Here is a 21,422-nt window from a genome sequence, read left to right on the forward strand (position 1 = left end):
AATAAAAATGGTAAAAACTTTTAGTAATATACTATAATATAGTGCTGCCAATAACAACCTTTCTGACAAACATAAGCAATATTGCTGTTTATGTTATAGGTTTCTACTTCCTTGTGTCTAATGAAATACAATTGGGTACTTTGTTGGCAGTTATTCTTTATGGACAATTGTTAACAAATCCTCTTAAAAAGATAAGTGCTTCAATAAATACTCTTGAAACCTCATTTTCAAGCATTAAAAGAATATTTGAAATAATAGAATTCAAAGACAATGAATAACAAAATAATGTTATATGAGATCTTTTTTCTATTGTCAATTGAATTGGATTCATTGTTCAATATTGAACCCTCCGGCTTGCAAAAGCCAATAATTCTTGCCAAAATGTTAAAATAATGTAAAAACGTATAATGTGTAAAATAATTAGATAAATAGTAGTCCCGAGCGGAGTCGAACCGCTATCTTTGGGTCCAGGGCCCAAAAGGATTGCCACTACCCCACGGGACTATGCAATTATTTTTATAAATTATCCTATATAAATTGAACCTCTCCAGCTTAAGAGGACTCTTTCAAACTTTGTTGATTTTCAAAATATTGTTTTCAGTTTTCATTCCTTTTTAAACGTTTCAACCATATCCAACCTTTCGATTTTACCTGAAAACATCAGGTTAACCAGTATGGATATAGAAAATGTGATTATGCCTGTTAGAAGTAATGTTGTAATAGATATGGAAGGTATAATATAATATGAATCTCCTGCTGACCGCCATATCGTTTTTAGAAGGTAACTTCCTATAGGAATACCTAATATGAATCCTATTGTTGTAAACCACAGATTTTGAGTCAATAGCAACTTCCTTAAGTCCTTAGTTTTAAAGCCCAAAATCTTTAATGTGGCAATGTCCTTCTCCACTTCCGTAAATGACAACAGTTCCAAGTTATAAAGCACAATTACTGCTAAAATGGATGCGAATGTAGTTAAAACATATATCAGTACCCATGCAGCCTGTGTAAGTCCCTGCCAACTTCCGATTCTGAATTCCTTTGTAGTATAGGATTTTATTGCAGAATAATTTTTGTCAACATGCTCATCAGTCATGATACTCGATGGAGTGTAGTTCAAACCCAAATCTTCAATCTTATCTTTTGACATTACCAGTCCCTGAGTGTTAGGATCTGCATGGATTTTGTCTATTTTTATTTCAATCCATTTATTTGAGTCAATCATATGCCATCTTACAGTATCCCCAATACCAACATCTAAAAGTTCGGCCATTTTTTTAGATATTGAGACCTCATCATCGGCAATTTCAACTTTATTCCAGTCATCATCAGTTGGCGTTATCATATCACCACCATCCAAAACCAGAAGCGTACCCTGCTTTTTCCCGCTCGATGATTCAATTTCAATAACGGTTTTCATAATCTTCTCGCCATCAACCGCTTTTGCAACCTCATCAACTGCAGAGGAATCTGCATCGCTGTCAATAATCATCTCAGAGTCATAATGATTAATGTAATCAAAGTTCCATTCCGTCAGCTCATTCATTGAATCATTCAGACCAAATGCACATATCAACAGTGCAGTGCAACCTATTATTCCAATAACAGTCATTAATGAGCGGAATTTATTTCTTCGGGCATCACGATAATTCCAACGTATATTGAATGACAGATTATGCCAAAAATCCAGTCGTTCAATTAAACCTTTTTTGAAAACTTTAGGAGATTTTGCCCTGATGGACTGTGACGGACTTTCATCCGAAATGCTTTTGGTCGAATAGAATGAAATCGCCAAAGACATTATAATCATCAAAATAGTCATATAAACAAAATTCATACTCCAAACCGCTTTCCATGAAGGCAATATAAATATGTGTTTCATTACAGCATAAATAAAGCCAGGTAGCACCATAGGACCTAAAATCAAACCTAGAACCGATCCAAACAGAACCATCCAGAACCCATAGGACAAATAATGCAGTATTATAGAATAATTTTTGAATCCGCTGGCTTTAAGGATACCTATTTGGGTTCTTTGGTGTGAAATAATCCTTGTCATGGTTGTTAAGAGTATTAACATTGAAACCAGGATAAATACTAATGGAAAAATATCGCCCATCATTTTCTGCAAAGCAATTTGATTTGCAAATTGGTTTACACTAGCATGATCGGATTTTTGAATAAATGTGGCATAATACCCATCTAAACGGTAAGACAATAGTTTATCATATGTTTCTGCATTCCCATCAAATTTAACGTTTAAAACATTATATGGTACATCATCACTTGGAAATGCCCTGTATGAGAGATAAGCAAATCCTATTTTGTTAAAATCAGGCAATACGAAATATTGTGATCCATGATAGACGTATTCCGGTGAGTATCCAAGACCCTTTATTGTCTTTGTGATTTCATAATCTTCAAATGTGAACGTGATGTTGTCTCCAACATTAAGTCCCTTGGCATCGGCAAAGCTTTTATCAAGCCATACGCCATTTGAATCATTGATGTCTAATGGGCGACCTTCCATCGAATAAAATTTAGATATTGTGTTGTTTTCAACAAAGTGCAGCGTAACATCAGGTTTGTTTTCAAAGTCAGCTTGAGAGTCCACAACAACCTGCCTTTCCATTTGGTTGGTTGCACCAAGCATATCCACCTGATATAAAAACATGTCATTCAAGTAAGGCGAATATATCCAGCCGTCTGCCATATTGGTATCTTCATAAAACTGATTGACACTGGTTTCAAGGCCAAGTGACCCTCCGCCAACACCTGAAAAAAGAAAAACTCCCAGAAATGCCATTAAAAAAATGGATATGAATTGTGTCTTATGCTTCTTGATGTCTCTCAGCATTTTTCTTTTTAACAAAACATCACCATTCCAAATCAACAACCTTTTTAGGGCATACATTAACAATTATATCTTCTATTTGACCATTTTTTATTCTAATGACCTTGTCTGCGGCTTCTGCAAGTATTGAATTGTGGGTTACAATCACTACTGTGGTATTGTGGTTATTGCTCATATCCTGAAGCAGATTTAAAATCAGCACCCCTGTCTTTGAGTCAAGTGCACCTGTCGGTTCATCACATAAAAGCATTGTAGGATTTTTGGCTACAGCTCTTGCTATTGATACCCTCTGTTGTTCTCCACCAGATAACTGTGCTGGAAATTTATTTGCATGGTTTTTCAGTCCAACAGAATCCAAAACATCAAGTCCATCAATATCCACATCAACAATATCGCCCATCAGCTCGACATTTTCAAGGGCAGTTAAATTCGGAATCAGATTGTAGAACTGAAAGATAAACCCGACGTTTTTTGCCCTGTATTCTGTAAGCTCATTATCATTGAAATTTTCAACATTCTGATTGTTTACAATGATTTCACCACTGGTTACAGAGTCAAGTCCGCCAAGAAGGTTTAAAAGAGTTGATTTACCGGCTCCTGATGGTCCAAGAATTACAACAAATTCTCCTCCGTCAATTGTAAAACTAACGTTATTCATTGCTTTTAAAGCATGATTTCCAGATTTATATTCCTTAACCACATTTTTAAATTCGATGATTGGACTCATTGATGTAGTTCTCCCCTTAAATTTAAAATTCATCATTTATTTAAATTTTTAATAATTTTACCATTTCTTGTTATTTTAAATATCAATTAATTTTTTAATCACCATATTGATTTGGAAGTGTAAAAAATTTACTGATATAAAAAGAAAGTGGGGATGAAAATCATCCCTCTTGAAATTCATTCTATTCTGTAACAGTAACAGTATTTGCAATATTTAGGCCGTTATAAGTTGATGTAATAATGTATTCTCCTTTTTGTAGGTTAATGTTTAACTTTGCAACACCATTGCTGTCAGTTACTCTATCATAGAGTACTCCATTAATATTGAATTTTACAGTTTCATTTGCTAATGGGTTTCCTTGCCCACCGACTAATCTTGTTTCAAATGCTTTTGATTGGCTATATGTTTTTGTAAGATCATCAGTAGCTAAAATTGATTTGACTTTTATATTATTGGAAACTTTGCATCCATTATATTCTCCAGTGATAATGTATTCTCCAGGACTTAAATTAATATTTAACTTTGCTTGGCCTGAAGCATTGGTTTGGCGTTCATAAAATACTCCATTGATGTTGAATTTTACAGTTTCACCGGCACCGACAACTTTTCCATCATTACCTAAGATTGTAACTATGTATTGGGAATCATTTTTGTAGTATTTTACTAAATCGCCAGATATGATGTTTGCTAATACTGTGATATTATTTGAATGCTTTTCACCAGTAACGGGATTAGTTGCAGTAATGATGTATTCTCCAGGATTTAAATTAATGTTTAATCTAGCAGTACCATTTTCATTAACTTTTCTTTCATACATTACTCCATTAATATTGAAAATAGCATCGGTACCTTCAGCTAATGCTTTTCCTTGCTTGTCAAAGAAAGTAGCATAGTATTGAGTGTCATTTCTAAATACTTTAATTATATCATTACCTTCGATAGTGGATAAGATGGTAATAGTATTTTCTACAATGTTTGTACCGTATAATGCAGAAACAGTATAGTTTCCAGCATTTAAATTAATTGTTAGTGACGCTGAACCATTATCATCTGTTGTTCTATCATATTTTTGCCCATTAATTGTTATGGTTACAGTCTGATTGAATAATGGATTACCTTCATAATCAGTTAAATTAACCACATATCTAGTACCGTCTTTATAGTACATTACAATGTCATTTGCCACCATATTTGGTCCTGTTATAATAAGCTTGCCCTCAGATATGGCATCAGCATAATTTTCATCCCCAATATATTTAATTGTTATATTGTATGTTCCTGGAATAAAAGTGTAATTCCACATTATTCCTTTATCTCCCTCAAATAAAGATGAAATAATGTTTAAAATCCTATTCAAATCAAATGTAATATTAGGCAAAGTAACATTCAAACTATCAATTAATTCAGTTATATTTGGCAGAGTTATATTCAAACTATTAACTAACTCAGTAATATTCGGCAAAGTAATATTTAGATTATTAACCAACTCAGTTACATTAGGCAAAGTAACATTCAAACTATCAATTAATTCAGTTATATTTGGCAGAGTTATATTTAAATTATTAATTAAATCTGTAACATTAGGCAAAATAACATTCAAACTATCAAATAAATCAGCAATATCAGGCAAAGTAACATTCAAACTATCAATCAAATCAATTACATTAGGCAAAGTTACATTTAGACTATTGATTAATTCAGTTATATTTGGCAGAGTTATATTCAAACTATCACTCAAATCAGCAATATCAGGCAAAGTAACATTCAAATTACCAATTATCTCTGTTATATTCGGTAAAGTAATATTCAAACTATCAATCAAATCAGCAATATCAGGCAAAGTTACATTTAGACTATTGATTAATTCAGTTATATTTGGCAGAGTTATATTCAAACTATCAAATAAATCAGCAATATCAGGCAAAGTAACATTCAAACTATCAAATAAATCAGCAATATCAGGCAAAGTAACATTCAAATTATTGAATATGTTTGAGTAATCCGGCATTGTTATGTTTGGTAAGGTTATATTCAGATTATTAATTATATTTGAGTAATCAGGTATTGTTATGTTGAATAAGTTAAAAATATCAAAATCAGAATCTTCACTGATATTTATCGGGTCAGGATTGCTTTCAGAGGTACTGTTCAAATTCAATAATTTTAAAATATCTTTAATTAAATCTGAAAAATTAATACTGCTGTTGCTGTCACTAACTTTTCCGATTAGTAATTCAACACTGAAATTAGCAAGACCTTTACCATTTTCAAGTTCAACATATTGACTTACAGTGTTATTCATCCAGTTGAGAGATACAATTGCCCCTCCAGGAATAAGATTTCCTTCATTGTCCGTTACATTAAATGGAATAATTATGTTTTCTCCATTTTTAATAATAACATCATCAACATTAATTATTGGAGTAACTTTAGTATTGTTTAAATTATTATCCCCATTATTTGTATAAATTCCTTCACTTTCAGGCGCATTTTTATTTTCATCATTTGTGTTATTAGAACTTACATCCAATTCAATTTGATTTTCATTATCTAATAATATATTTGCTTCATTAACACTTTCTAATTCAATATCTGATGTAGCTACAGTAATATCAGCATTATTAGTATCTGCGGCACTTACTGTACTGATTGCAAGACATGAAATTAAAAGAATTAATGCAATTAATAAACTTTGCTTATTAAGTTTCAGAATAACTCCCCCATATTTATTTTCACAATATTTTGAGTAAATATGTAGCATATGATTTTTTACATATTACTTAAAGTTATGTCTGAACTATATTATATTATTATTGTTTATTTTCAATGTTAACAACTTTAGAACGTTTATTCTGTTTCTTAACATGAATTTAATGTGACTGTCAAAAAGTTAGCTCTTTGACAGATTTATTTTAAATTTTTTATTTTTCTTTATTTTCGCATAAAATTAGTCAAATTCTTTAAAAAGGTTTAAATATAAGTTATTGTTCGATTTTTAGAATGTTTCGAATTTTCTAATTTTTCTATTTTTTAATCCTTTTTAAATCAATTGAATTTTTAATTAAATAGTTATATGTTTTGTAAACTTAATTTTTAATAGTATTCTATATGAAATTTTAAAAATTAAGACATAATAATCTTTATATAGGTTGGAAGACAAATATTTATATATGAAACCCAAAAATAAATGCATTCCATGTCTTATTTTGGACAGCAACCAATATATATTTAACTATTTGAATTCAGATCCTGTTCGAAAAAATGATGAAAAATCATCAAAAAGTAAATTTGGAGAAAATACTGTTCAATTTGTTTTGTATCTTGATGGAATTCTCGATGAAGATTGCTTTATTAATGAAAAAGGAGTCATCGAATACCATGATCCTCATTGCAAGAACTGTTTTTCTAATGATGTAATTAGAAAATCATTTAATAAACGTAAAATATATTTTAGAAAATGGAATTAGTGTTATTATTAAAGTTAAACGATATTTATGTAAGAAATGCCGAAAATATAGTCAAGTAAGGCTAAATGGAATTTATGAAGATTACTGTAATTTTTCCATTAAAATGAAAAACAAAGCGGTTAAACTGAGAACTCGTGGTTGGGATTCATTAAAAAATCTTACATGGGCATATAATGTCTTTAATGATGTTAAAATGTCATATGAAACGATAAGACAATCTTTATTAATTCATGATGGACTTTACTATTTAAACGAAGACCTGAAAATCTCATGTTATGTTGCATATGATGTACAATGGATTAGAATCAATAGAAATTGGAATTATCGGCATGTGCTTTTTGATATTGTTAATAAAATGCCAATAGCAGAGCTATTGGCTAAAAAAGAAGATTCAAAAACTACAAAAAATTTTTTAAAAAATAGTATTCAACCAAAAGACTGCATTGCCATTGTTACAGATATAAAACCCAGTTATGATAAAATAATGAGAGAATTAGGTTTTGTTCACCAACATTGTACATTTCACTTATTATTAAACATTTATGACACCATTAATCCTGAATTAACAAAAATGCGTAAATAATTTGAAAGGGATTTAAAAAATATGGAATTAAATCTCTCTGATAATGAAATTAAAGAAAAATCAAAACAATCCATAGACAACTATAAATCAGAAATAAATGAATATTTAAGTTTAATTTATCAATTATTCAAACAACAAACATATGATAAAGCAATACAGTATGTAGATTTATTAAAAAGAGAATCAGTTAATTTTCCAAAGCTTTTAAAAGAGTATATGGATGAAAAATTTTTCCCAGAATATAAAAAATTCATCCACTTCCTTGAAAAAACCCCTAAAGGAAAATTAGACAATACAAACAACCAAATAGAAAATTACATAGGCAACACAATGCCACGAGCACATAAAAAGAAATTTAGAACTATGGAAGGAGTATTTAACCAGATAATGCTTCAAAAAAATGGATGGATTGAAAAACGAAATCAAGAGCTAACTTTTTGACAGTCCCAATTTAATCAAAAAAATGAAATAGTCCAATCCACATAAGGATTGAACCTAAAATGATTCACTTTCAGTAAATACTAAATTTATACATGTTCCATTGTCATAGGTGTATTTTATATCACCGTCAATCTGTTTTGTGAGATTTTGGATAACTATCAAACCTAGGCTGGTCGGATTGTCAAAGTCAACACTGTCTGGTATTCCAACACCGCTGTCACGGTATTCAACTTCGATTTTATTGTCAAGCCGTCCGATTTTTATTTCCACATTTCCAGGATTGTCCTCTGGAAATGCATATTTTACAGTGTTATTTATCAGCTCATTAATTATCAATCCAAGAGATCCTGCCTGTTTGGCATTTAAGCTTATATCATCTACCTTTGAGATGTACTGTATTTCAGACGAATAAATGTCAAACAGCGATTCGACAATGGAATCTATATATCCTTTCAATTCTATATCCACTAAAGTTTTGGACTGGTACAGTTTCTCATGCATCACACTGATAGATTTGAGATGTGTTTTGGTATCCTCAATAATATCTTCAATAGGGATATGATTATGCTCTTCCATACGTATAAGTGACAACAGAATGTTTAAGTTGTTTTTAATGTTATGATGAGCTTCCTTAATATCAATGTCCTTGTCTTTGATGATTTCATTCTTGTCATATATCTGTTTTTTCAGTGCATTGGTATATGATGCCTCTTCGGTAATGTCCTGGTGTGATGAAACATAACTTTGAGCATTTCCTTCGGAATCATATATGCGTTTAATGTGATGTCTGATATATTTAATGTTAAGATTCAGCGTCATTATGCTAGTTGTGAATTCCACTTCAGGATTTGCCGGAGAAAGAGTATCCATCATTGAATCATATAACTCCATATCTTCACCAAGCAGGAAATCTCGTACTACTTCAGGATTAAATTGGTATGATCTACTTTCATCTTCAATGACATCATAAAAGTTGTCGGAAACAAAGAACTTGTCCGGATATATTCCGTAGGATATGACTGTTTTTGAATGGTCTGCCAAACTTTTAAAGGTATATTTCAGCTGAGTTTTTGAGTCATTGTCGTTTTCTATCCTGTTTTTGTCCTTTTCCTGCTGTGTCAAATCCCTGATTTTTATCAACACTGCAGGCATATTGTCATAGCTTATGTATGAACCTTCCGCATTTAGGAAAAATCTTATGCTTCCATCGTTATTGTATGCTACAAGAGGAACCTTATATGAAATTATTTTCTGTTTTGAGATGAGTTCAATTTGCTTTTTAACAGTTTCTCTGTTTTCTGGAGGCATGCCTTTAAGAGAATATGGAGATCCCAACATTTGTTCTCTTGTTTTGCCGACATATCTTGCATAGTTTTCATTCAATTCAACAAACCTGTTATTCTGCACGATTGCGACACCCAAATGCTCATCATCCAATGTGCTTTCCCTATACATTTTGACTTCCGTTTTGTCTTTATGAATCGAAATAATTTTATCTCCCATCATAAAGTAGCAAAAATCAAGGTATTTGATTAATTTTCCATCGTCATTCATATATTTGAGGATTCCGGTCTTCTTTTTGCCTGTCCTATATAATTCCTGAAACATCTTCACGAAATTGTTCTCTTCATCCTGACGTCCGACAGTATGGGATATCAGTGAGCCTATTTTGAAGTTGTTGTCGCCTGTCTTAAAATAGTTTGAATGATTAAAGGATTTCAGGTAGAAATCTTCGCCATCATTGTAGGGCAATAAGACATATATCTCTTCATCCAGATTGCCCAGAAAGTCCCTTGTTTCATCGTCTGTTTTGGGAACATCTTTTATGAGATATTCATCCTCTATAGATTCAAGTTTATCCACCTTGATTTCGAAAAGCTTTTCTTCATCATAATTAAAATACGCAATCTTCATTAAATAGAACCCCCAATTATTTAGTAAAAACCGGCATATTCATTTAAGAATATTATAATACTTATTAATAAACATATCCATTACAGATTAATAAATTGATAGATAGGATATTTCAATGATGAAAGTAGCATGAAATTTTAGGTATGACTAAAAATATAAATAATGGAATAAAGTAACATTATATATGAGGATGGATTGATGAAAAAAATTACTGTAGACATTTTAATGGGGATTGCAATAATATTAGAATTTGTCTCCCTTCCAATTTTAGCTCATGAAATTATTGGAATAGGATTAATATTTTTAATTATACTACATATAAAATTCAATGAAAACTATTTTAAAGCAATATTTAAAGGAAAATATAATCTTAAAAGATTCATAAATCTTATCATAAACATTGGCTTGTTGATTTCTTTGGCAATAACGATTATTTCAGGCATCTGTTCAAGTCAGAAATCATTGAAAAACAGGACAATATGGGGGTATAAAATTTCCCATATCCATAAATCATCTTCAATTATAAGCCTAGTCTTTTTAGGACTGCATCTGCTGACAACCCGTAAAAAATTAGTAAGGGAAATTAAAAAATTATACTGAAATTCGTTTTTAATACCCCTAAAATATTGTAAAAATATTCAAAGTTCAAAATTAAAACTCACAGCCGTGAATTTCATTCCACTGTCCCTGATTTTTTTAGATTTAATGTCAACATTACCGTATTTCTTTAAGAAAGTGTTAATCTCTCCTGAAACAGCATTGTAATTTTTCCTGTCATAAACTCTGTAATTTCCCATGAATTTAACAGTTTCATTTTTATTAAGAACATTTATCTGATCCAATCTGAATGACTCGTTATTTTTCTCCAGAACAGAATTTATTTTATTTACAATTTCTTTTTTGATTTTAGCCTTTTCCTCATCACTAATCATGATATCTCCCCCATTATTTTTCAATGCATTACAAATGCTTTCAAAAGCAACCTGAAAACATCGTCTAAAAAAGTAAATTAAATTCTAAGTAATTAATATTATTATATTCCATTATAGTTATAATTTGTGAAGAGATTTTTATGAAAATAAAGATAAAAAAAGAAAGTAGTTAATAAATGTTTTAATATTAACTTTAATCCAATTCTTTTATGACTGTTCCTTTGGTTTCAGGGAATGTCCAAATCCAAATACCCACAAGCAAAGCAAATATTGCTGCAATAGCTATTCCATAACTCAAATCAAAGTATGTTGCAACAAGAGTTATGATTACTGGAGTTACGAACTGTGCTCCACGGGCAAGGTTGAATACAGTTCCAACTGCTGTGTTTCTGATTTTTGTAGGGAACAGTTCTGAAAACAGTGACCCGAATCCTCCGAAAAATCCTGTTCCAAATCCTGTTAAAAACATGAATACCAAGACTAAATCAGGTACTGCATCTATCTGGTTCCAGCAAATCGTTATCATGGATATGCTTATTGCCATAATGAAACTGTAAATTGTGAAAGCCGGACGCCTTCCCAGCTTTTCAGCTACAAAACCAAAGCTGGTGTAACCTGCAAAGTCTCCGCATTGAATCAATACTATCCCTAATGTGGTTCCAACTAATGCCAAACCCCGTTCATTTTCAAGATAGGTTGGAAGCCATGAGTATGTGAACCAATATGCCGACATACCGAATATGCACAGTATTAATGAAATAAGAAATATTTTCCTATGTTCTTTTGTAAGCAACTGCTTGAATTCCTGGAAAATGTTTTTATTGATATATTTATCCCTGTTTTCAAGCCATACGTCAGATTCATTAAGATATCTTCTCACGAAAATAACCATGATTGCAGGAATTATTGAAAGCAAAAATGTTGCTCTCCACCCAATGACAGGCGTTATTAATCCCCCAACGATTGAAGCCAGAATTACACCAACTGGCGCTCCTGACTGCATGAATGCACCGAATTTAGCTCTTAACTTATCGGGAAATGTTTCATTGATATATGTTTGGCCTGTAGCCCATTCTCCACCGACACCCAAACCTGTGATGAATCTGAATATCAGAAGTGAATAGAAAGACCATGAGAAAGCACATAGCAATGTTCCTATTGAATAGACAATGATTGTCCATTGCAATACCCTTTTACGACCATACTTATCCCCTAATGCTCCAAAAATTATTCCACCCAAACCTGTGGCAAATAATGACAGACCCAAACATAATGAGAGCATTTCGGCATTAATGTTCAGGCTGGATTGGAGCTGTGATATCAGGAACGTGAATAACACCAGATCATAAAAATCAAAAACCCATCCTGCCCAACTCAAAGCAAAAATCTTGTAATGGTTTTTGGTTAGTTTTGTTTGTTCGTTCATCAACATTATTTTACAACCCTTATTTTTCTATCAAAACTGAAAAAAATCATATATTATATTTAATATATCTGCACAATATTATATAATATTTATTTTTTCAATCAACGAAATAATATTGTCTCATTAATTCAATACAAAAATAAATAACAATAAAAAAAATTAATTTTGATGATTAATTAGGAATTACAGTGATGTTTCCTTCATACGCGCAGCCTTGATATTTATCATCACCTGAAAAAGTAAAGTCACCATAATAGTTATCAATACCTGCATCAGGCAGATATTTGACATTTTCAATGATAAATCCACCATCATCATTGGTTATGACATCAACAAGCGTTCCTAGTTCATAACCAGGTTTGTGAAAAGTAATTGTTTTATTTGGAATTCCGTTGCCATAGGAATCCATTAACATTCCGGAAAATGATCCGTTTTCTGGAACTTCTGTTTGGTTAATGACAATGAAAGTAGCTACATCATTGTTGAACTGAAACCAGAATACTCCCAAACAGATTATTAAAGCAATAAGAAGGATTATTAGTGAATAATTTTGTCTTTTCATATAATCACCAATAACTATTAATGCTTCTTAGCATATAATTTTTTCTGATTCATCTGACAGGACGAAATTTGTTTACAATCATTATTTGATATTGCAAACATACAAAAAAAGAAAAAAAAGAAAATTATTTCATTTCTTTTTCCCAAATTCTGATTGTATTGATGTTTGCTTTATCCGCCAATTCTTCCATTGTCCTTATTTCATCATCACTCAACTCAATGTTTATTGCATCAGCGGCATCTTCCACATGGTGAACTTTTGTAGCGCCAATAATTGGAAGAGTTCCTTTGGCTATTGCCCATGAAATTGGTAACTGTGCAACTTTAGCACTATGAGCTTCGGCTATTTCAGCAATTGCCTTATTCAGTTCCTCAATTTCAGCCAAACTATTCCCATACGCCATAGCCCTATCTGAGCCTTCAGGGAATGGATGTGCTGTATCGTATTTGCCTGACAATGCCCCCTGCTCCAAAACCATATATGAAAAGAAAATAATGTCATTTTCCTTGCAGTATTCCAAGATTCCTGAATCTTCAGAGGACCTGTTAAGTAAACTGTAATGGTTTTGTACCGCACCAAGTTTCAAGCCTGCTTCTTTCAGTATTTCATTTGCCTGTTTGATTTCAGCAAGATTATGGTTAGAAACACCAATCATTTTAATATCATGGTCCTTTGCGGTTTCAACTAATTTTTTAGTCCATTCAGGTGCTCCAACGGGATTGTGAATCCAAAATATATCAATATCGTCCACACCTAAAATTTTTGCACTGTTTTCATACATTGCCGTTACGGAGTTTCCTTCAAACATTTCTGCAAGTTGAGGTGTGAATTTTGTGGAGATTACAAAATCATCACGATTGGATGTCTTTAAAAATTCTCCCAAAACTTCTTCAGACTTTCCCATCCCATACACATATGCAGTATCCCAAAGATTTAATCCCAATTCCATTGCCTTATCATAGATAGGTTTTAAATCTTCGATTTTGTGTTCATTTCCAAATGTTCCATCATTACCCCATGCCCAAGCACCAAGAGCAATTTTTGGAAGGTTATCCTTTAATGTCATGATTAAATATTTTTTTAAATGAATATAAAAAGTTAAAGTGACGGCTATGACACCTAAAAGTTAAAATAAGACAAAATAGAAATCTTTAATCCATATGACATATTTTGATTTTGAACTAACACATTGTCCTGTTGAATTATCCGTTGAGCTTTTAAGCAGAAAATGGGTTTTGCAGATTATCTGTGACATGTTTTTTGGAAAAACAAGATTCAGCGAATTTAAAGAAGGAAAAGTAGAGATGTCAAATAAGGCATTATCCCGAAGTTTAAGATTCATGGAAGAACAGGGACTGATTGAAAAAGTTTCTGATGAATATTATCTAACAAATAAAGGAAAATCCTTAAATAAAGTTATTTATGACTTGGTGGAGTTTACTTTAGACAATAATAGTGAATTATATGAAGAATAAACTCTCATTAAAACAAAAGAAGGATTTAAAAAACAATTATTGGAATAAATAATTAAGTTATAGGAAACTTTAAAAAAGAAATTTTGAATATGTAGATAAACAAAGATTTTGTTTCGAATTCAATATAATTTACAGTTTTAATTTAATGCAGGGATAACATTGACATTCCAAGCATTTGAAATTCATTTAAGATGAAAGATTATATGAAAAAGATATTTAGAAAAAAATTATAAAGCCCTGCCAATGTTATCCAAATATTATTAAATTTAAATTAATATAAATTATTTTTCAATAACAGCAATATAATCCATTCTTTTCTTCAAAGGAGGGAACCATGTAACTAATCTGTAGTATGGCTTGTAGATATTCACACCATCGAATAGGTTTACGTCCTTTATCCATTTGAAATTATGATTGAATTTTATCAATTCGTTTCCTTTTTCAGTTCCCCAAATGAATTTTGTATTAGTATCCTCTATAGATTCCTCTTTTGTATTTTTAACAGATACAGGAGGCATTATTTCCATAAATACAGTGCACCTTTCAAAATTATTATCTATTATATCCATGATGTCTTTAACATCATTTTCGTTGAGATACATTGTCAGTCCTTCCACAATGAAGAGTAAGTCTTTTCTTTTTTCAATTTCACCTGCCCAGGCTGAATCCATTGCCGAGTAAGCAAGTGTAGTTACCCTATCTGTGTCTTCTATATATTTCAGCCTGTAGCTAGCAGAATTCTCCAAATCAACATTATACCAAGTTATTTTTCCATTGTCGAGTCTGTTAAATCTAGTGTCCATCCCTGATGCGATATTGACTATTGTACAGTCAGGATGGACGTTAATATAATCCGTGACCATTTTATCCAGAACAATTGTTCTTGCTATTGTTCCCATCTGCATGAGCTTGTCCTTTTCGGCTATGCTGAAATCATAATCTACTTTAGAGATAACTTCTATAGCTTTTGAGTCATAGAACCTGTGATTTTTGCTTTTTGAATGTTTTGCCTTGGCATATAATGTCAAAAGCATTGTTTTTTCTACGCCTTCCAAATTCATGTTCAAACCTCCATCATTTATTAATGGTATATGGTTTAAGGTAGTTTTTAATGATATATAAATTTTTAGGCATACCTAAATTTTAAAAACTTAATATTGAATCATTGCACCAAAAGTTATTATGTTTAATTAAGAAATAACTAACTATGTTAGAACTCGAAGAACTGTTGGAAATTTTCAACAAAGGACAAACACTTGAAATGGAATTGGACGCTGCAGAAGCATGCAACCATTACTCAAGGGAAGCCCAAAAGATAACCTGTGAGTTAAACTACAAATACCACGAATTTGATGAAATCAGAGAACTTTTTTCTGAATTGATTGGAAAAGAAGTTGACGATGAATTTAGGGTTTTTCCACCATTTTACACTGATTTTGGAAAGAATATTCATCTTGGAAAAAATGTTTTCATTAACTCTGACTGCAAATTCCAGGACCAGGGCGGAATCTATATTGGAAATGATGTCTTGATTGGACATAATGTGGTTTTGGCAACATTGAATCATGAAGAAAATCCTGAAAAGAGAGGAAATCTCTGTCCCTCACCGATAAAAATAGAAGACAAAGTCTGGATTGGATCCAATGCAACAATACTGCCCGGTGTCACAATTGGTTATGGCGCAATAGTTGCTGCAGGTGCAGTTGTAACAAAAGATGTTGAAGAAATGACAGTCGTTGGTGGCGTTCCTGCAAAATTCATCAAAAAAATAGATTAGGACAGTCTCTTTTGAACTTTCTCGCTTTCAAGTTCCCTGATTGCATTTGATGAAATCCATCTGCATGCCTTATCATCATTTTCAGAGATTTCATAAGCGACATCCAATGCTTTTTTGTTGCATTCAATATCTCTTTTTCCAATTTGTCTTAAAGCCCAATTGACTGATTTTTTAACAAAATTCCTGTTATCAAAAGAAGCATTCTTAATTAACGTAAAATATTTATCAAAATCATCAGGATTTGCCTTTTTGTCATGTACTGCAATGACAGCAATCAGACTGAAAGCGGTTCGTTTGACGAATTCCTTTTCAGAATCGCACCAGACGAAAATATTTTCTCGGGCTTCAGGCAAGTCAACCAAAAGATTGATGCATGCCTGATCTACAATATCCCAGGAATAGAATGAATTAACCCAATCATCCAATTGGTCAGAAGTAACATTTTCCTTTTCCTCAATCATTGTTGCAAGCAAATGAGATTCATGATAGGGATGATTCCACAGTTCAATAGCCAAATTATGGTTTTTACCGATTTGTTTAGCCAATTTTCTGATTACTGGAAGTCTGATACCATAGGCATTTTCACAACCGATTGCAAATCTCTTATTGGAATTGACAACTTCATCGTCCTGAATTTCTTCAAAATAAGTAATTACCTCTTGAAAATCCATATCAATCAGTTTAAAATAGCTTCACGAACTTTTTCAACTGCAATTTCCTTTTTGGCAGGATATGCTGCAATCTTAATTTTCAAATGGATTGAATCACCAGAATCTATGACAGTTAATTTTTCATCAATAGCGTCAGTTTTATCAAATCTTAAAAACCAGTTACCTTTCTCATCCATTTTGCGTTCCAAATCGTCATTTAATTTATCCAAATCACAGGATTCCAAAAGTAAGTTAAAAAAAGCTTTGGTGTATCTTTTCTTAGAAACGATACCGGACAATATGATAATTTTATCTTCAGTGAGACCTTCAGCTTCTTCGGCTTCAATTTCAGCTTCAGGCAAAATATTCAAAATAGCTTGTGACAGTTCATCGATGTCTTCGTTTTCATAAACAAAGACCCTAAATTTAATGTTGTGAATCATGAAAATCAAAAAAGAGTAGTAAAAAGAGAGATTATAAATCTCTTCTTCTTGCTTGTTCACTACCTTTTCCTTTAGATTTTATTCCACGTCCTTTATTACCAGCACTGGTTAAGCCTCTTAAAGCTCTGTTAGTGTGTTTTTTGGAGCAAATCCAATTGATTTTTTTATCGTTAATGATAGAAGGACTTTGTGGATCTACTAAGATAACTTCGTAGTATTTGTATTTTCCGTCAGACCATACCCAGTAGGAGTTTAATACTTCTAAGTTAGGGTATTTTTTGCCCACTCTTTCTTCTGCAATTCTTTGAATTGATTTAGCTTGAGTGATTTTGTTTACACCCATTCTTTTAGGTTTACGACCGCCTTTGAAACGTGATTTCCTTCTTCCACCACGTCTTACTCTGGTTCTTACTACAACGAAACCTTTTTTAGCTCTGTAACCTAAACTTCTAGCTCTGTCTAATCTAGTAGGTCTGTCGATTCTTTGTACTACTTTTTGACGTCTCCATTTTGGAGCTCTTTGCCACATGAGTTCACGTACGTAGGACTCATCTGGGTTTTTCCAAGCGTCTCTAATATATTTATACATAAATTTCACCTTTTTTTGTTCAGCTATAAAAGCCACATCCATGGGAACTTATCCCAAAAAAAGCAAACTGCTAAAATTTTAACAGTAATAAACTATTTGTTTTAAGTACATATAAAGTTAATGTTTTACATACTAAAATTCTTCGTTTAGATAAATTTCAACATTAATGAATTTGAATTCATAACCTTCATAGACTTCATCCACACCAAAACTTTCGATAACCCCATACAGATGCTTTCCACCATCCATCAGTTTGGATAAAACATAATTATCTTTTCTGGGAACATATCCTATTTTTTCACCGTTTAATCTGACCAAAATGGCATGCTTATCAAATTCATTTTTTGCTTCTCTGATCAATTCCACCCGTTTTCCAACTTCTACCTTCGGAAATATCTCATCAATGTTTTCATTGTAGGAAAGACCTGCAACATATACCTTAATTAGAAAGATATCCTTAATGAAAGGTTTGATTTTTCCTCCTTTCTGGATAAATCCAACAAAATCTGCGAGGTCTGAATCTGGTTTTTGGATATTAGCCATTTTCAATCAATCCGTTAATCTTTTCTTCAAGTTTTTTGACAGTTTCCTTTCTATCTGAAATCAACTCCAGAAGCATGATTTTGTATTCTTCACCGGCACCCTTATTGTCTAATAATCCCTTTTTATTATATGGATAATCATTTTTAAGCTTTTCAATCTTTTCCCTATATTCTCCGACCAATTTCTCCATATGATCAATTTCAGAAACTTCCTTAAACTCTTCATCAGGAAGGATAGCTGCAACAGATTCCAATCCTTCCAAATCACCGTTTTCAAAACAGTAAACTGTCCTGTAAAACAGATTCAGTTCAAAAAATGACTGATTAGGATTTAAATCCGGATGTAATCTTTTAATAAGCATGTGATAAAGCTTTTTGAATTTTTTTGAATCCTCAGGAGATAATTTTTCCACATCATTTTCTTCAAGGAATTTAATTTCATCAATCTGTGCTTGAACCTGCTTTTCATACTCCTCAAACTCTTCTTTAAGAGTATTTTCAATTTTATTTAAATCTATCTCATTTTCATGATTAATTTCAATCTGAATCAGCTGAATTTTTCGTTTTAACTTATCTATTTCCAGTTCAATCTTATAGAGTTTATGCTCATATCTCCCAAATTCCAAAACATAGATGCGCTCTATTTCAGGACAGATATGGTTTGTCAAATTATCATATTCAAAAATCAGCTGAGATAATTCATTTTTCAATTTTATTACTTTAGGATGGACAATTAATGACATTTAAATCAGTTTTTTATATTATGAAAAGATATTTATTTTTAAATCAATATAATGTTTTCGTAGTGGGGGTGTAGAGATATGAAAATGCCAGATACTATTGATTCAAAAATGCTTGCTCCATGCGGAGTTAACTGCATAAGCTGTGAAAGATACCAGAATCCCTGTGTGGGATGTCTGATCGGTGATGACGGAAAAAATAAGGCCAGTCTGAAATGTAAGATTAAAACCTGTTTTGATACCAAGAACTTCAGTTACTGCGGTCGCTGCAGCGAGTTTCCATGCCCATTGATGAAAAAGCATTCCAAAAAATATGTCAAAAGATATGACTTAAACACGTTGGACAGTGCCAAAAGAATCAAGACAACCGGCATCGGCAAGATGATGGCTCAGGACAGGGAAAAATGGATGTGTCCAGAGTGTGGTGGTGTGATTAACTTCCAGACAAAAACCTGTAGCGAATGTGGTTATCAATCATAACTTTTAAATAATAAATATAACAATAGTTAATATTGTGAATAATAACTATAGTTATTAAATTCACAACGAATTTAATAATTCATATTACTCACCCATTTGTATATATTGAAGAGATTTGGGGTTTTATTCCCCCATATTCTCTTGTTATTCTAGTTTTTTATTTATTTCACGGGCTTCCAGATAATAATAAATATAAAAAGCAACCCAGAATATTGCTGCAAAAGCAACAGCCACTAAAACCCATTGAATGATAACGCCATAGCCGATATCTAAAGGCAGCCAGCCAAGATATATTGCCACACCAAACAAAACTGTAAAACCAATTGCCATCTGGAAAAGAACCTGGAAAGGCAATGGCCAGTTGCTTTCGTAAATAAATCCGCTTAAAGAGAATCCCCAACCTATGAGAATTGATCCGAAAAACGCATTGATCATATCATATCCTGAAAAAAACACGTTTTGAGGACCTGACTGATAAGCAATTAAAACCTCAACAAGGGAAACAATAAAGCATCCAATAAAAGCACCCAATGCAATCCTTTCGATTAAATCAGTAATCTTCATCATATCACCTACAAATCCAATGATTTTTTAAATTCAGGCAAATATTTTCTTGAAATATTATCCTTTAGACCATTTTTCAACATTATAAACATCATTCCTTTCAGTGAAGGAGCGACACGATCGATTTTATCCAAATTGATGATAGTGGATTTTGATATTCTGATAAAAGAGGAATCCAGCATCTTTTCTATCTGATACAATGCTTTTTTAACCAGAAAGTTATCATTTTCCGTATAGACCTTGACCTGTTTGTCTTCAACTCTAAACATATATATTTCATCAAATTTTAGAAATGTAATGTCTTTTCCTTTCTTAACTGCAATCATTGAATTAACAGACTCATCCTCCAAAAGACTGATTGCTTTTTGAATGTTGTCTGACAACTCATTTGTATGAATTTCAGCATAAGACTCTTTTATATCTCTTGAAAAAAACAAATCTACTTTCATAAACTATTTCCTCATTTTCTCCATTTCCTCATTTATTTTTTGTTCACGGTATTCTTCACTGTCAAATCTTTCAAACAATACAAATGCTTTTAAAAAGTCAAAGAGAACTCCGATTCCCCAAAAGAACACTACAAACAAAACCCACCAGTATTCCGGTGTGAACAAGTAGTTAATTACTGCCAAAATGGCATTGACTATAATATAACTGTAAAAATTGCGATAGAATTTGATTTTTTGGTCAACTCTTCTTTCAGCCCTATCTCTTAAACTGCTCATCTAATCACCTAATCTTGAAAGCTCTTCTTCGACTTTTCTTTCTCGATAATCATATCCAACAATGTCTTCAAAGGAATATGCTTTTAAAAAGTCACTTAAAACATCGATTCCCCAGAAAAGCATTACAGCCATCAGTAATGTGAAATTTTTTAGAAACACTAAACAAATTATCGCTATAATAGAGTTTACTACCAAATATTTATATAGATTTTCTTCGAACTTGATTTTTGCGTCAACTTTTTTCTCAACTCTTTGCCTTAAATCCATTTACATCAACTCACTAATCGATAATATTATAGTATATTACTAAAAGTTTTTACCATTTTTATTTTTTTTTCTGTCGAACGAATAGTGTTCAGATGCTCTCTTTGATTTTATTTATATATTTTATTTTAATTATATAATGGTGCTGTCCACTATTCGCCAAAATTTGATAAACCCCGAATTGCACTTGCAAATGTACTTTCAATTCATAAAAGTTTAGGTTAACTTTTTTCAAAGATATTAATTTAATTAAAAATAGACCTCACC

General features: G+C 31.9%; 26 protein-coding genes and 1 tRNA gene. 8 read left to right on the top strand and 19 right to left on the bottom strand.

Going from position 1 to position 21,422, the window contains the following annotated elements:
• Nucleotides 1-41 precede the first annotated feature (41 nt).
• Nucleotides 42-278 carry a hypothetical protein gene (locus IJQ68_RS00850; RefSeq protein ID WP_292795717.1) on the top strand — a complete coding sequence of 79 codons (237 nt, stop codon included), beginning with the start codon at nucleotides 42-44 and terminating at the stop codon, nucleotides 276-278.
• Nucleotides 279-432: 154 nt separating this feature from the next.
• Here IJQ68_RS00850 and IJQ68_RS00855 read toward each other — a convergent pair.
• The 4 genes from IJQ68_RS00855 to IJQ68_RS00870 all read right to left on the bottom strand — a co-directional run bounded on the left by IJQ68_RS00855 (nucleotide 433) and on the right by IJQ68_RS00870 (nucleotide 6,342).
• Nucleotides 433-504 (bottom strand) — tRNA-Gln (locus tag IJQ68_RS00855).
• Between the two features lie 100 nt (nucleotides 505-604).
• Entirely contained in the window at nucleotides 605-2,872 is a 2,268-nt protein-coding gene (locus tag IJQ68_RS00860; protein ID WP_292795719.1) for an ABC transporter permease, read from the bottom strand.
• Between the two features lie 4 nt (nucleotides 2,873-2,876).
• On the bottom strand, nucleotides 2,877-3,581 hold the full coding sequence (locus IJQ68_RS00865) for an ABC transporter ATP-binding protein (RefSeq protein WP_292795722.1): 705 nt from the start codon (nucleotides 3,579-3,581) through the stop codon (nucleotides 2,877-2,879).
• Between the two features lie 181 nt (nucleotides 3,582-3,762).
• On the bottom strand, nucleotides 3,763-6,342 hold the full coding sequence (locus IJQ68_RS00870; RefSeq protein WP_292795725.1) for a hypothetical protein: 2,580 nt from the start codon (nucleotides 6,340-6,342) through the stop codon (nucleotides 3,763-3,765).
• 409 nt (nucleotides 6,343-6,751) lie between these two features.
• Between IJQ68_RS00870 and IJQ68_RS00875 the strand changes: the two genes are divergently transcribed.
• From IJQ68_RS00875 to IJQ68_RS00885, 3 genes are all read left to right on the top strand, one after another.
• Entirely contained in the window at nucleotides 6,752-7,048 is a 297-nt protein-coding gene (locus IJQ68_RS00875) for a hypothetical protein (RefSeq protein WP_292795727.1), read from the top strand.
• A 103-nt stretch (nucleotides 7,049-7,151) separates the two neighbouring features.
• On the top strand, nucleotides 7,152-7,631 hold the full coding sequence (locus IJQ68_RS00880) for a hypothetical protein (protein ID WP_292795730.1): 480 nt from the start codon (nucleotides 7,152-7,154) through the stop codon (nucleotides 7,629-7,631).
• Nucleotides 7,632-7,652: 21 nt separating this feature from the next.
• Nucleotides 7,653-8,072 carry a hypothetical protein gene (locus tag IJQ68_RS00885; RefSeq protein WP_292795733.1) on the top strand — a complete coding sequence of 140 codons (420 nt, stop codon included), beginning with the start codon at nucleotides 7,653-7,655 and terminating at the stop codon, nucleotides 8,070-8,072.
• Between the two features lie 54 nt (nucleotides 8,073-8,126).
• On the opposite strand, the gene IJQ68_RS00890 is transcribed toward IJQ68_RS00885, so the two are convergent.
• Nucleotides 8,127-9,986, bottom strand: coding sequence for a PAS domain S-box protein (locus tag IJQ68_RS00890; protein ID WP_292795736.1), 1,860 nt, complete (start codon nucleotides 9,984-9,986; stop codon nucleotides 8,127-8,129).
• 198 nt (nucleotides 9,987-10,184) lie between these two features.
• Here IJQ68_RS00890 and IJQ68_RS00895 point away from each other — a divergent pair, with 198 nt between their 5' ends.
• The gene (locus IJQ68_RS00895; protein WP_292795739.1) at nucleotides 10,185-10,586 is read left to right on the top strand and encodes a DUF4405 domain-containing protein; all 402 of its coding nucleotides are present in this window, start codon (nucleotides 10,185-10,187) and stop codon (nucleotides 10,584-10,586) included.
• Nucleotides 10,587-10,624: 38 nt separating this feature from the next.
• Here the strand turns inward: IJQ68_RS00895 and IJQ68_RS00900 are convergent, their stop codons facing one another.
• The 4 genes from IJQ68_RS00900 to IJQ68_RS00915 form a co-directional block, all read right to left on the bottom strand.
• Nucleotides 10,625-10,918 (bottom strand): hypothetical protein, encoded by a 294-nt coding sequence (locus IJQ68_RS00900; protein ID WP_292795741.1) that lies wholly within the window; start codon nucleotides 10,916-10,918, stop codon nucleotides 10,625-10,627.
• A 193-nt stretch (nucleotides 10,919-11,111) separates the two neighbouring features.
• A complete protein-coding gene (locus IJQ68_RS00905) occupies nucleotides 11,112-12,344 on the bottom strand; it encodes an MFS transporter (protein ID WP_292795744.1) in 1,233 nt (410 codons plus the stop codon).
• A 172-nt stretch (nucleotides 12,345-12,516) separates the two neighbouring features.
• A complete protein-coding gene (locus IJQ68_RS00910) occupies nucleotides 12,517-12,906 on the bottom strand; it encodes a hypothetical protein (protein ID WP_292795747.1) in 390 nt (129 codons plus the stop codon).
• A gap of 124 nt (nucleotides 12,907-13,030) precedes the next feature.
• Nucleotides 13,031-13,972 carry an aldo/keto reductase gene (locus IJQ68_RS00915; protein ID WP_292795750.1) on the bottom strand — a complete coding sequence of 314 codons (942 nt, stop codon included), beginning with the start codon at nucleotides 13,970-13,972 and terminating at the stop codon, nucleotides 13,031-13,033.
• A gap of 94 nt (nucleotides 13,973-14,066) precedes the next feature.
• Here IJQ68_RS00915 and IJQ68_RS00920 point away from each other — a divergent pair, with 94 nt between their 5' ends.
• Complete coding sequence (locus IJQ68_RS00920; protein WP_292795753.1) at nucleotides 14,067-14,381, top strand: helix-turn-helix domain-containing protein; 315 nt, start codon at nucleotides 14,067-14,069, stop codon at nucleotides 14,379-14,381.
• Between the two features lie 281 nt (nucleotides 14,382-14,662).
• Here IJQ68_RS00920 and IJQ68_RS00925 read toward each other — a convergent pair whose 3' ends face one another.
• Nucleotides 14,663-15,442, bottom strand: a complete 780-nt coding sequence (locus tag IJQ68_RS00925; protein WP_292795755.1) for a class I SAM-dependent methyltransferase — start codon at nucleotides 15,440-15,442, stop codon at nucleotides 14,663-14,665.
• A gap of 146 nt (nucleotides 15,443-15,588) precedes the next feature.
• Here IJQ68_RS00925 and IJQ68_RS00930 point away from each other — a divergent pair, with 146 nt between their 5' ends.
• Nucleotides 15,589-16,158 carry a DapH/DapD/GlmU-related protein gene (locus IJQ68_RS00930; RefSeq protein ID WP_292795757.1) on the top strand — a complete coding sequence of 190 codons (570 nt, stop codon included), beginning with the start codon at nucleotides 15,589-15,591 and terminating at the stop codon, nucleotides 16,156-16,158.
• On the opposite strand, the gene IJQ68_RS00935 is transcribed toward IJQ68_RS00930, so the two are convergent.
• The 5 genes from IJQ68_RS00935 to IJQ68_RS00955 form a co-directional block, all read right to left on the bottom strand.
• On the bottom strand, nucleotides 16,155-16,829 hold the full coding sequence (locus IJQ68_RS00935) for a DNA alkylation repair protein (RefSeq protein ID WP_292795761.1): 675 nt from the start codon (nucleotides 16,827-16,829) through the stop codon (nucleotides 16,155-16,157). The genes IJQ68_RS00930 and IJQ68_RS00935 overlap by 4 nt on opposite strands.
• Nucleotides 16,830-16,834: 5 nt before the next feature.
• Nucleotides 16,835-17,251, bottom strand: coding sequence for an RNA-binding protein (locus tag IJQ68_RS00940; RefSeq protein WP_292795784.1), 417 nt, complete (start codon nucleotides 17,249-17,251; stop codon nucleotides 16,835-16,837).
• Nucleotides 17,252-17,282: 31 nt separating this feature from the next.
• A complete protein-coding gene (locus tag IJQ68_RS00945; protein WP_292795763.1) occupies nucleotides 17,283-17,840 on the bottom strand; it encodes a 50S ribosomal protein L15e in 558 nt (185 codons plus the stop codon).
• A gap of 132 nt (nucleotides 17,841-17,972) precedes the next feature.
• A complete protein-coding gene (locus tag IJQ68_RS00950; protein ID WP_292795766.1) occupies nucleotides 17,973-18,383 on the bottom strand; it encodes an HIRAN domain-containing protein in 411 nt (136 codons plus the stop codon).
• The gene (locus IJQ68_RS00955) at nucleotides 18,376-19,125 is read right to left on the bottom strand and encodes a hypothetical protein (protein ID WP_292795769.1); all 750 of its coding nucleotides are present in this window, start codon (nucleotides 19,123-19,125) and stop codon (nucleotides 18,376-18,378) included. The genes IJQ68_RS00950 and IJQ68_RS00955 overlap by 8 nt, the downstream gene beginning before the upstream one ends.
• 78 nt (nucleotides 19,126-19,203) lie before the next feature.
• Between IJQ68_RS00955 and IJQ68_RS00960 the strand changes: the two genes are divergently transcribed.
• Entirely contained in the window at nucleotides 19,204-19,602 is a 399-nt protein-coding gene (locus tag IJQ68_RS00960; protein ID WP_292795771.1) for a DUF3795 domain-containing protein, read from the top strand.
• Nucleotides 19,603-19,746: 144 nt separating this feature from the next.
• Here the strand turns inward: IJQ68_RS00960 and IJQ68_RS00965 are convergent, their stop codons facing one another.
• Genes IJQ68_RS00965 through IJQ68_RS00980 form a run of 4 tightly spaced genes read right to left on the bottom strand, consistent with a single transcriptional unit; the run spans nucleotide 19,747 to nucleotide 21,158 of the window.
• Nucleotides 19,747-20,166 (bottom strand): DUF3021 domain-containing protein, encoded by a 420-nt coding sequence (locus IJQ68_RS00965; RefSeq protein ID WP_292795774.1) that lies wholly within the window; start codon nucleotides 20,164-20,166, stop codon nucleotides 19,747-19,749.
• A gap of 8 nt (nucleotides 20,167-20,174) precedes the next feature.
• Nucleotides 20,175-20,615: a LytTR family DNA-binding domain-containing protein gene (locus tag IJQ68_RS00970; protein WP_292795777.1), complete on the bottom strand. Its 441-nt coding sequence runs from the start codon at nucleotides 20,613-20,615 to the stop codon at nucleotides 20,175-20,177.
• Between the two features lie 3 nt (nucleotides 20,616-20,618).
• Nucleotides 20,619-20,891 carry a 2TM domain-containing protein gene (locus IJQ68_RS00975; RefSeq protein ID WP_292795780.1) on the bottom strand — a complete coding sequence of 91 codons (273 nt, stop codon included), beginning with the start codon at nucleotides 20,889-20,891 and terminating at the stop codon, nucleotides 20,619-20,621.
• A complete protein-coding gene (locus IJQ68_RS00980; RefSeq protein WP_292795782.1) occupies nucleotides 20,892-21,158 on the bottom strand; it encodes a 2TM domain-containing protein in 267 nt (88 codons plus the stop codon). It lies immediately after the preceding gene.
• Nucleotides 21,159-21,422: the final 264 nt, after the last annotated feature.

The organism is Methanobrevibacter sp. (assembly GCF_017447225.1).
In the GTDB taxonomy this organism is placed as follows: domain Archaea; phylum Methanobacteriota; class Methanobacteria; order Methanobacteriales; family Methanobacteriaceae; genus Methanocatella.

Excerpts from the sequence above, each read along its gene's own strand:
- IJQ68_RS00930 (WP_292795757.1), top strand. The coding sequence starts at position 15,589 with ATGTTAGAACTCGAAGAACTGTTGGAAATTTTCAACAAAGGACAAACA.
- IJQ68_RS00890 (WP_292795736.1), bottom strand. The coding sequence starts at position 9,986 with ATGAAGATTGCGTATTTTAATTATGATGAAGAAAAGCTTTTCGAAATC.
- IJQ68_RS00925 (WP_292795755.1), bottom strand. The coding sequence starts at position 15,442 with ATGAATTTGGAAGGCGTAGAAAAAACAATGCTTTTGACATTATATGCC.
- IJQ68_RS00955 (WP_292795769.1), bottom strand. The coding sequence starts at position 19,125 with ATGTCATTAATTGTCCATCCTAAAGTAATAAAATTGAAAAATGAATTA.
- IJQ68_RS00885 (WP_292795733.1), top strand. The coding sequence starts at position 7,653 with ATGGAATTAAATCTCTCTGATAATGAAATTAAAGAAAAATCAAAACAA.
- IJQ68_RS00975 (WP_292795780.1), bottom strand. The coding sequence starts at position 20,891 with ATGAGCAGTTTAAGAGATAGGGCTGAAAGAAGAGTTGACCAAAAAATC.
- IJQ68_RS00915 (WP_292795750.1), bottom strand. The coding sequence starts at position 13,972 with ATGACATTAAAGGATAACCTTCCAAAAATTGCTCTTGGTGCTTGGGCA.
- IJQ68_RS00910 (WP_292795747.1), bottom strand. The coding sequence starts at position 12,906 with ATGAAAAGACAAAATTATTCACTAATAATCCTTCTTATTGCTTTAATA.
- IJQ68_RS00895 (WP_292795739.1), top strand. The coding sequence starts at position 10,185 with ATGAAAAAAATTACTGTAGACATTTTAATGGGGATTGCAATAATATTA.
- IJQ68_RS00970 (WP_292795777.1), bottom strand. The coding sequence starts at position 20,615 with ATGAAAGTAGATTTGTTTTTTTCAAGAGATATAAAAGAGTCTTATGCT.
- IJQ68_RS00980 (WP_292795782.1), bottom strand. The coding sequence starts at position 21,158 with ATGGATTTAAGGCAAAGAGTTGAGAAAAAAGTTGACGCAAAAATCAAG.
- IJQ68_RS00960 (WP_292795771.1), top strand. The coding sequence starts at position 19,204 with ATGAAAATGCCAGATACTATTGATTCAAAAATGCTTGCTCCATGCGGA.
- IJQ68_RS00920 (WP_292795753.1), top strand. The coding sequence starts at position 14,067 with ATGACATATTTTGATTTTGAACTAACACATTGTCCTGTTGAATTATCC.
- IJQ68_RS00870 (WP_292795725.1), bottom strand. The coding sequence starts at position 6,342 with ATGCTACATATTTACTCAAAATATTGTGAAAATAAATATGGGGGAGTT.
- IJQ68_RS00935 (WP_292795761.1), bottom strand. The coding sequence starts at position 16,829 with ATGGATTTTCAAGAGGTAATTACTTATTTTGAAGAAATTCAGGACGAT.
- IJQ68_RS00900 (WP_292795741.1), bottom strand. The coding sequence starts at position 10,918 with ATGATTAGTGATGAGGAAAAGGCTAAAATCAAAAAAGAAATTGTAAAT.
- IJQ68_RS00875 (WP_292795727.1), top strand. The coding sequence starts at position 6,752 with ATGAAACCCAAAAATAAATGCATTCCATGTCTTATTTTGGACAGCAAC.
- IJQ68_RS00865 (WP_292795722.1), bottom strand. The coding sequence starts at position 3,581 with ATGAGTCCAATCATCGAATTTAAAAATGTGGTTAAGGAATATAAATCT.
- IJQ68_RS00940 (WP_292795784.1), bottom strand. The coding sequence starts at position 17,251 with ATGATTCACAACATTAAATTTAGGGTCTTTGTTTATGAAAACGAAGAC.
- IJQ68_RS00965 (WP_292795774.1), bottom strand. The coding sequence starts at position 20,166 with ATGAAGATTACTGATTTAATCGAAAGGATTGCATTGGGTGCTTTTATT.
- IJQ68_RS00880 (WP_292795730.1), top strand. The coding sequence starts at position 7,152 with ATGAAAAACAAAGCGGTTAAACTGAGAACTCGTGGTTGGGATTCATTA.
- IJQ68_RS00950 (WP_292795766.1), bottom strand. The coding sequence starts at position 18,383 with ATGGCTAATATCCAAAAACCAGATTCAGACCTCGCAGATTTTGTTGGA.
- IJQ68_RS00945 (WP_292795763.1), bottom strand. The coding sequence starts at position 17,840 with ATGTATAAATATATTAGAGACGCTTGGAAAAACCCAGATGAGTCCTAC.
- IJQ68_RS00905 (WP_292795744.1), bottom strand. The coding sequence starts at position 12,344 with ATGAACGAACAAACAAAACTAACCAAAAACCATTACAAGATTTTTGCT.